Annotated in this window: 7 protein-coding genes, 1 tRNA gene, 1 rRNA gene and 1 other RNA gene; all 10 read right to left on the bottom strand. The window is 43.0% G+C overall.

Translation table 11 applies throughout. From position 1 onward, the window contains the following. Positions 1–45: 45 nt before the first annotated feature. The 10 genes from SWH54_12975 to atpD all read right to left on the bottom strand — a co-directional run bounded on the left by SWH54_12975 (position 46) and on the right by atpD (position 9,617). Positions 46–123 (bottom strand) — tRNA-Ile (locus SWH54_12975). 204 nt (positions 124–327) lie between these two features. Then, a 16S ribosomal RNA gene (locus SWH54_12970) occupies positions 328–1,890 on the bottom strand. 276 nt (positions 1,891–2,166) lie between these two features. After that, positions 2,167–3,498 carry a tyrosine--tRNA ligase gene (gene tyrS / locus SWH54_12965; GenBank protein ID MDY6792170.1) on the bottom strand — a complete coding sequence of 444 codons (1,332 nt, stop codon included), beginning with the start codon at positions 3,496–3,498 and terminating at the stop codon, positions 2,167–2,169. Positions 3,499–3,510: 12 nt separating this feature from the next. Further along, positions 3,511–5,073, bottom strand: coding sequence for a ribonuclease Y (gene rny / locus SWH54_12960; protein ID MDY6792169.1), 1,563 nt, complete (start codon positions 5,071–5,073; stop codon positions 3,511–3,513). A gap of 818 nt (positions 5,074–5,891) precedes the next feature. Beyond that, positions 5,892–6,071, bottom strand: a non-coding RNA gene (gene ssrS / locus SWH54_12955) — 6S RNA. A 161-nt stretch (positions 6,072–6,232) separates the two neighbouring features. Further along, on the bottom strand, positions 6,233–6,526 hold the full coding sequence (locus SWH54_12950) for a cell division protein ZapA (GenBank protein MDY6792168.1): 294 nt from the start codon (positions 6,524–6,526) through the stop codon (positions 6,233–6,235). Positions 6,527–6,573: 47 nt separating this feature from the next. Further along, entirely contained in the window at positions 6,574–6,816 is a 243-nt protein-coding gene (locus SWH54_12945; protein ID MDY6792167.1) for a DUF904 domain-containing protein, read from the bottom strand. Positions 6,817–6,868: 52 nt separating this feature from the next. Then, positions 6,869–7,633 (bottom strand): sugar phosphate nucleotidyltransferase, encoded by a 765-nt coding sequence (locus SWH54_12940; protein MDY6792166.1) that lies wholly within the window; start codon positions 7,631–7,633, stop codon positions 6,869–6,871. A 132-nt stretch (positions 7,634–7,765) separates the two neighbouring features. Further along, the gene (locus SWH54_12935) at positions 7,766–8,182 is read right to left on the bottom strand and encodes a F0F1 ATP synthase subunit epsilon (GenBank protein MDY6792165.1); all 417 of its coding nucleotides are present in this window, start codon (positions 8,180–8,182) and stop codon (positions 7,766–7,768) included. A gap of 16 nt (positions 8,183–8,198) precedes the next feature. After that, the gene (gene atpD, locus SWH54_12930) at positions 8,199–9,617 is read right to left on the bottom strand and encodes a F0F1 ATP synthase subunit beta (protein MDY6792164.1); all 1,419 of its coding nucleotides are present in this window, start codon (positions 9,615–9,617) and stop codon (positions 8,199–8,201) included. Between the last annotated feature and the right edge of the window lie 25 nt (positions 9,618–9,642).

Raw genomic sequence — 9,642 nt, 5'->3', positions numbered from 1 at the left:
ATTTTGAAATTCATGCTCCGAATTTTCCCGCTTTTGACGGTACTATGGTGGGCCTGGATGGAGTTGAACCATCGACCTCACGCTTATCAGGCGTGCGCTCTAACCAAACTGAGCTACAGGCCCCTTCGATTTCGGATTGTGGATTTCAAATTGCTTATACTTCATCCAATCCAAAATCTAAGTCAAAAAATCCAAAATCCGATTGAGCCTATCATCATCTAAAATTTAAAAGAACGGTCTTGATCTCTCAAAACTAAATAGTGACAAATAAAGTCGAGATATTTTATCTTTCTAAAAAATAAACTCGATCTATCTTTTCTTCCTTAGAAAGGAGGTGATCCAGCCGCTGGTTCCCCAACGGCTACCTTGTTACGACTTCACCCCAATCATCAGCCATACCTTAGGTGCCTACTTCCTGTAAAGGTTAGTCCAACAACTTCTGGTACAACCAACTCTCATGGTGTGACGGGCGGTGTGTACAAGGCCCGGGAACGTATTCACCGTGGCATGCTGATCCACGATTACTAGCGATTCCAGCTTCATGGAGTCGAGTTGCAGACTCCAATCCGAACTTAGAACTGCTTTATGGGATTGGCTTACCCTCGCGGGTTCGCAACCCTTTGTACAGCCCATTGTAGCACGTGTGTAGCCCTGGACATAAAGGCCATGAGGACTTGACGTCATCCCCACCTTCCTCCCCGTTAACCGGAGCAGTATCTTTAGAGTCCCCAACTAAATGATGGTAACTAAAGATAGGGGTTGCGCTCGTTGCGGGACTTAACCCAACATCTCACGACACGAGCTGACGACAGCCATGCAGCACCTGTCACCGGGCTCCCCGAAGGGCACATCTTTTTTTCAAAAGACTTCCCGGGATGTCAAATCCAGGTAAGGTTCTTCGCGTTGCGTCGAATTAAACCACATGCTCCACCGCTTGTGCGGGCCCCCGTCAATTCCTTTGAGTTTTAACCTTGCGGCCGTACTCCCCAGGCGGAACACTTAATGCGTTAGCTGCGGCACAGCAGGGGTCAATACCCGCTACACCTAGTGTTCACCGTTTACTGCGTGGACTACCAGGGTATCTAATCCTGTTTGCTACCCACGCCTTCGCGCCTCAGCGTCAGTATTGGTCCAGGAAGTCGCCTTCGCCACCGGTGTTCCTCCTGATATCTACGCATTTCACCGCTACACCAGGAATTCCACTTCCCTCTCCCATACTCAAGCCCTTTAGTTTCAAATGCACTTCCGGGGTTAAGCCCCGGGCTTTCACATCTGACTTAAAAGGCCGCCTACGCGCCCTTTACGCCCAATAATTCCGAATAACGCTTGCACCCTCCGTATTACCGCGGCTGCTGGCACGGAGTTAGCCGGTGCTTCCTTCAGTGGTACCGTCAGTGAAAAATTGTATTAACATTTTACATTTTCTTCCCACTTGACAGAGCTTTACGACCCGAAGGCCTTCATCACTCACGCGGCGTTGCTGCGTCAGGGTTTCCCCCATTGCGCAAAATTCCTCACTGCTGCCTCCCGTAGGAGTCTGGACCGTGTGTCAGTTCCAGTGTGGCTGATCATCCTCTCAGACCAGCTAACCATCGTTGCCTTGGTAGGCCATTACCCTACCAACAAGCTAATGGTACGCGGGCTCATCTCCAAACAACAGCTTACATGTAGAGGCCATTTTTGATCTCAAAACCTTTTGATTTTGAGATATTATCCGGTATTAGCATCGCTTTCGCAATGTTATCCCCGATTCAAAGGTAGATTACCCACGCGTTACTCACCCGTACGCCACTTTACTATCTTTAGCAAGCTAAAGAGTTCTCGTACGACTTGCATGTGTTAAGCACGCCGCCAGCGTTCATTCTGAGCCAGGATCAAACTCTCCAATTAAACTATGCCGCTTCTTTTCATCGGATAAACAGATAAAATGATTCGGCGAATTAACTTTAAACCCGACTTAAAATTTCTGTCACTATTTAGTTTTCAAAGATCAAAAACTTACTTTGCTGTAAATATTTAAAAAAATAAATGCAAACAGGATAGCTCAAATACCTTGCTTGAACACGCCTGTCAACTGTTTTTTTAATCTTTTTTTAAAAAATCTGCTTCGTTTTAAAAAGAAAATAAACGTATAATTAATGCTTATCTTTGTCAAGCTTAATTTTGTTATTTTTTAACTTTTATTTTATGAAATCGCTTTTTTCCGGCTCTTAATACAATTGTCCTTTTTTCATCAACATAGTCATCATTAATAAGCTGGTCAAATGACTTTACCCGTTGGTCGTTAATATACGCTCCACCCTGTTCAATGAGCCTTCTGGCGGCACTACCAGATGATGCCAGGTCAACGGTATGAAATAGTTTAAAAGCCGGTATACCCGTTTTTAGTTCTATTTCATCGACATATGAATCGACCGTATCAATCGTAACGACATCATCTACTGTCACGTTATCTTTTACCGATATTTTAAGAACCTTCTGCAATTCAGTATGTATCCGGCTTGAAGGCAATATATTCTTTGATATGGAACGGGTTCCAAAATGACTGGCGCTTTTCTGGTATGCCTCTTCGGCCTTGTCCTTCCCATGGGCCAGAAAGGTCGTTTCAAATGCTAAAACAGTTTTGGCACTATTTAAATCTGAGCCCTCTAATTTCCCAATATCTCTTATTTCTTCCATGGGCAGAAAGGTAAAAAGTGCCAAAAATCTCTCTACATCCCTGTCATCGGTGTTTATCCAGTACTGGTAATAATCATAAGAATCCGTCCTGTCATCAGCGAGCCAGACAGCACCACTGGCCGTTTTCCCCATCTTTGCCCCACCGCTGGTGGTAATCAAAGGAAAGGTCAGGCCGAATACAGTTTCCTGCCGCATCCTGCGAGTAAGCTCAACCCCTGCGACAATATTCCCCCACTGGTCACTGCCACCCATTTGCAGTCTGCAGTTTTGGGTGTTAAAAAGTTCCAGAAAATCATAGGCTTGAAGCAACATATAGTTAAATTCTATAAAATTTAAACCTTCATCAGATTCCAAACGTATTTTATAGCTTTCTGCTTTTATCATCCGATTTACTGAAAAATGACGTCCAATATCTCTTAAAAACGGGATGTATTCCAATTTAGTCAGCCAGTCCGCATTATTGAGCATAAGGGCTTTACCATCACTAAAATCAATAAACCGGGACAGCTGCTTTTTGATGCCCCGTGCGTTCTCTTCCACCATCTGCGCTGTCAGCAATTGCCTCATCTCAGTTTTGCCGCTGGGGTCTCCGACAAGCCCCGTCCCTCCGCCAACAAGGGCGATGGGCCTATGTCCAAGCCTTTGCATATGCGCAAGCGACATGATTGGCACAAGACTTCCAATGTGAAGACTGGAGGCAGTAGGGTCAAAACCGATATAACAGGTAATCTGCTCTTTATCAGCATACCTGCGCAATTCTTCATCGTGCGTCGTTTGTTCTATAAATCCTCTTTCGCGTAATATATCGATCACATTCATCATGCATAACCCCTATTTATTGGCATACTCTACAGCCCTTGTTTCTCTGATAACCATTACCTTTATCTGGCCAGGAAAAGTTAAGGATTCTTCTATTTTTTTGGCAACATCTCTGCTTAGCATGGTGGCATCTTCATCTGAAATAACACTGCTTTCAACGATCACCCGAAGCTCTCTGCCGGCCTGAATGGCATAAGTATTTGCCACACCTCTAAATGAATTCGCTATTTTCTCAAGATCTTCCAGCCTTTTAATGTAATTTTCCAGCAGTTCCTTTCGAGCTCCCGGTCTGGCTCCCGATAGACCGTCTGCAGCTTGCACCAAAAATGCATAAACAGAAGATGGAGGAATATCCTCGTGGTGAGACTCAATTGCATGCACAATTCTTCTGGATTCATTGTATCTTTTTGCCAGTCTGGCGCCTATCAGGGCATGAGGGCCTTCAACTTCATGATCAACCGCTTTTCCGATATCATGCAGAAGCCCCATGCGTCTGGCAAGTTTTTGATTAAGTCCCAGTTCAGCGGCCATAATACCACATAAAAAACCAACCTCAACTGAATGCTGCAAAACATTCTGGGCATAGCTGGTGCGAAATTTTAATTGACCGATTAACTTGATCAGTTCATGATGAATCCCATGAATACCCAAATCAAATGCCGCCTGCTCTCCGGCTTCTTTAATGACCTGGTCCACTTCCCTTCCTACTTTTTTTACCACATCTTCAATACGTGCAGGATGTATTCGCCCATCCGAAATCAAACGTATTAAAGATATACGGGCAACCTCTCGTCTGACAGGATTAAAACCTGAGAGAATGACTGCTTCAGGCGTGTCGTCTATGATCAAATCAATTCCGGTGGCGGCTTCTATGGCCCGAATATTACGCCCTTCCCTGCCAATTATTCTCCCCTTCATTTCGTCGCTGGGGAGCTGAACAACTGAGACCGTTCGTTCTGCAACAAAATCGCTGGCATATCGCTGAATCGCAGTCGCCATAATATTCTTGGCCTTTTTATCTGCTTTTTCTTTTGTTTCATTCTCTATTTTTTTAATCAGCCTGGCCCCTTCATGCCGTGCTTCGTTCTCCATGGCTCTTATTAACAATTCTTTGGCCTGCTCTGCCGTCAGTCCGGAAATTTGTTCAAGATGTCTTTTTTGTTCTTCGATTAACTCGTTATATTTTTTTTCACTGTGTTCAATATGCTCTTCCTTTTTCGCCAACCTTTTTTCTTTTTTTAAGATATCACGATCTCTTCTTTCTAATTGTTCTGTTTTTCGTTCAACGTTTTCCTCTTTTTGAATGATTCTCTTCTCCCGCTTTTTAAACTCATATCTCGTATCCTTGGTATCCGCATCGAACTCGGCTTTCATCTTGAAAAGTTTGTCCTTTATTTCAAGATCAGCCTCTTTAATCAGCGTTTCTGCTTTTCTTTCGGATTCCTCTAATATTCGAGAAGCTTCTCCTTTGGCAGCTTTGATTTGCTGGGAAAGCATTTTCCCTTTAAGCCAAAACGCAATAATAAACCCTGCAGCAAAGCAGGCAATTCCTAATAGTATAATATATTCTTCCATGGTATATCTCCTTGAAAAAGGAAACGGCGATTAAAGACCTTCGCAAAACAACACGTTATGACGGTTTCTATGTCAGGCTTAAATTCCAGTCATCCAAATATTCGATATGTTCCTGGGGTTGATCTGCCTGAGGCGGCCCCCCTGGCTGGAACTCTAACATAATTTGTCATTTTGCAAAGATCTTTAGTATATTGCCGGTTGTCAAGCCATGCAAACCTTATGGCCTCGCAAAAAACCCTCCCGTTTCAATTTATCGGGACGTTGTGCTGCACCTTTTAATAATTTAAGGCACCACCACCGGTTCTGGTGATTTCAAAATTTATCTGCCTTTCTTGTCCTGCTAGTTTATAGAAGAAAAATTTAAATTTTCTTAGAAACCGTCTTAACCGGAATTTTGGCGAATTCATCAAACCTGAGATCCCATTCGGAGTTGATGGTCTGGTAAAAAATCATTTTTCACCACCAGCTCACCAGGAATCCAAAGTATTTTATTAAGCAGGTATTTCTGTAAGCTTGCTGTGTTACCATAAAAATCGACATGCGCCATGGCTAGCGAAAAATTTAGGTCTATCGTAGATCGATGGTTGTCTATTGTCTGCAGAAAGACGCAAACCATCGCTGCCTATGCTGTTAAAATGCTTACATTCGATTTAATTACGGCAGTTAAATGAGGAGGAAAAAAGGAAGGGCTGGCATTACATCATTTCCCAGAGCTGCGTGATATATTCATCGGGTCGCATAAAGGTAAATTTAACATATTGTTTATTAAATATAGAATTCACCTATATTAATAAATTTAATCAAACTTTGAATAAAATAGAACCCCCGCCATAATGCCGTGTTGGTAGGTCTTTGAACCATGGTTCAAAGTGGGTGCCATATAGCTTCTTTAGGCTTTTCCGTATAATCGGAACATGCACACCAAAACCAGGGACAGCTCCCGTTTATTGAATGTTGGATCAAAGAGTAACTTCCAATCACGAACACGGCAGGGATTACATTTATTCCCATGAATTATGAGCACACAACAGGCCGTATACTTCTGATGGCCAGCAACAAGGACCACATTAATTTTGGTCAACAAATGCTTTAACAATAATTACTTAAAAAAAGCAGTTTAACCTTAGCTGGTTGCAACTTGTAAAAACACCTCTGTCATTTATTGCACAAACGCATCTAATGAGCGTATCAGGTCAGATGATTGCTTTGAAATGGTATGTATGAAATCCGAATGTTTTTTTTTCAGCTCCATATTTTCATTAGCTATGTTCAGTGCGGCCAGAATCATGATTGCAAGCTTGGAAATATTTGATGATTTAATTGATTGTTGAGATTCAACTCTGCTTACCTCTTTTACCAGGTAGTCAGCAACATCTTTTGCCATCATAATTTCTGATTCGGCTTTGAATGTATAAGACCTCCCAAAGAGTTCTATTGTTACAAGTTCTTCCAATGGATGTGCATCCTGCCTCTTTTGAGTGTTGACTCTGTTGACCGTTATTACTCAACTTTAGTAACATCCTCAAGTCTGACCAACAAACTATCAATCTTTGATCGAATTAAGGCCCTTTCCTCTAAGTATTTATTTTCCGCCTCAGTCTTTTTTTGAAGCTCCTCCTCTAACCGTTCAATTTTATTAATAAGTTCTAAGTTGGTCGTCTCGTGTGATTGACAAGCCTCTATCACTCGTTCAACTTTGTGTTCAATTTCCTCAAATTGCCTTACAACTTCTTCGTTATCCAATTTTTTGCCTTATAATATTTTTAGATACTATAGTCTATTATGCATGCCAAAGTCAAGATATAATACTCATTCGACTTTTCATTATTTTTTCAGCTTCTTTTAGCTGTTGGTGGTTGTTGATACCAAAAAATTCCTTGTCATCATTTCCCTCCAGAGCACCAACAATTTTTTTACCTTTATTCCCTAATTCTATCATATCAGTTAAATAAAATTCACCTTGCACATTATTTGATTTAATTTTTCCCACCAAGTCGACTAATATTTTTTTTCTGACACAGTAAATACCTGTATTTATCATTTTAACTTGTTTAAGCGCTTCATTGGCATCCGCCTCCTCAACTATTCTTGAAACATGGCCCTTGTCATCATACAAAACCCTACCGTACCCTTTGGGATGATCCTTTTCCACTGCTAAAAGTGAAATATCCCGCTTTTCTTTAACATGATCATCCACCAGATGCATGATTGTATCCGCCGTAAGGAGCGGAACATCCCCGCACAGTATAACCACTTCCTCGCAATAATCGGGAATGCAAGGCAATGCACAGGAAACCGCATGCCCGGTTCCAAGCTGTTTATCCTGGTAAGCATACCTCACTTTGGCTTTTTGAGAAACAACCCTTTTAACTCTATCGGCCTGATTTCCGATGACAAGGATGACATCATTTCCAGCGATTTTTTTGGCGGTTTCCACAATATACAAAATCATGGGTTTTCCCAGGATCTCATGGAGAACTTTCGCTTTGCTCGATTTCATCCGGGTTCCCATACCGGCGGCAAGTATAACTACAGCAACATTATTTTCCATTAATTTCATAGTGTTTTTCGCTTTATTTATTATTTCTATAGAAAAAGGGTAAACCAATTAAACCGGTTTACCCTTTTATATTTAAATTCACTTTAAGTCCCAAACAACAGGATTAAATTTATATGTCTTTAAATGAGGTTGTCAATTCCCAAACTCGGCAAGCTTTACCCGTTCTACTGCCCTGGCCAGAGAGGCTTTGGCACGGTTAAAATCAATATCTTCTTTAGACCGATCCTCAGCCAGACGTTTTTCTGCACGTTTAATGGCAGCCTTTGCACGTTCAACATCAATATCTTCTCTTTTCTCAGCCGACTCCGCCAGTACAGTCACTTTGTCAGGGAGAGCCTCAGCAAACCCGCTGTTGACAAATACATATTTTTCAGCTCCATCCGCATTTTTATAGCGAATCGTACCAATCTTAAGCGTGGTTAAAAAAGGCGTATGGCCGATGAGAACGCCAAATTCGCCGAGAGAACCGGGAGACATTACAATCTGAGCTTCCTCACTAACAACAGATTTTTCGGGTGTCACCACTTCTAATTTAATATTTTCTGCCATTATGTTAACCTCTCAGCTAAGCTGCTTCAGCCATCTTTTCGGCTTTTTCAATTGCTTCCTTAATACTTCCGACCATATAGAATGCCTGTTCCGGAAGATCGTCGTGTTTTCCCTCAACTATTTCCTTGAAACCATTGACCGTATCTTCAATCTTAACATAAGAACCGGGTGTATTGGTAAAAACTTCAGCCACATGAAATGGTTGTGACAGAAAACGCTGAATCTTTCTCGCTCGGGATACGGTGATTTTATCTTCGTCTGATAATTCATCAATACCCAAAATAGCAATAATATCCTGAAGTTCAGTATATTTTTGCAGAATTTGTTGTACCTGTCGAGATACCTGGTAATGTTCGTCACCGATATAGGCGGCATCCAGAATTCTTGATGTTGAGTCCAGCGGATCCACTGAAGGATAGATCCCAAGCTCAACCAATTTACGGGAAAGAACGACGGTACCATCCAGATGTGCAAAGGTGGTTGCTGGAGCAGGGTCAGTCAGGTCGTCTGCAGGAACATATACACACTGAACTGCGGTAATAGATCCTTTGTCCGTTGATGTGATCCGTTCCTGCAACTCACCAAGATCAACGGCCAGTGTGGGCTGATAACCCACAGCCGAGGGCATACGTCCAAGAAGGGCGGACACTTCGGAACCTGCCTGGGTAAAACGGAAAATATTGTCAATAAAAATAAGTACGTCCTGTCCTTCTTCATCCCTGTAATATTCAGCAGCTGTCAGGGCGGAAAGCGCGACACGTGCCCTCGCTCCCGGTGGTTCCGTCATCTGCCCATAAATCAGAGCCGCTTTGGGAAGTACGCCTGCTTCCTTCATTTCATGATAAAGATCATTTCCTTCACGGGTTCTCTCTCCAACGCCTGCAAAAACTGAGATGCCGCCGTGCTGCATGGCAATGTTATGAACCATTTCCATCATGATAACGGTTTTCCCCACTCCTGCACCGCCAAAGAGACCCATTTTTCCTCCACGGGGAAACGGGACCAGCAAATCGATCACCTTAATGCCGGTTTCAAGGACGCGCACCGTTGTGTCCTGCTCAGTAAATGCCGGGGCCTCACGGTGGATGGGCAGCGTTTTCTCCTGGCTTACCGGACCGAGCCCGTCAACAGGTCTTCCCACAACGTTGAGAACCCTTCCCAAACCTGCTTCTCCAACAGGCATCATGATCGGTTTCCCTGTATCCTTTACTTCCTGCCCTCTCATCAAGCCATCGGTCACATCCATGGCAATTGTTCTGACCACATTGTCTCCAAGGTGCTGGGCAACTTCAACCACCAGGTTGCCCTCTTCATCGCTAATGGAAGGGTTGCTGATGGTAAGCGCCGTATAAATTGTCGGCAGATTCCCCTGTTCAAATTCGACGTCAACGACAGGCCCCATAACCTGAGTAATTTTCCCTATATTCTCTCCCATCTAAAGACCTCCTATATGTAAAATA

This window comes from Thermodesulfobacteriota bacterium (assembly GCA_034189135.1).
Lineage (GTDB): Bacteria > Desulfobacterota > Desulfobacteria > Desulfobacterales > JAUWMJ01 > JAUWMJ01.
This window is presented reverse-complemented; position numbering and strand designations above follow the sequence as displayed.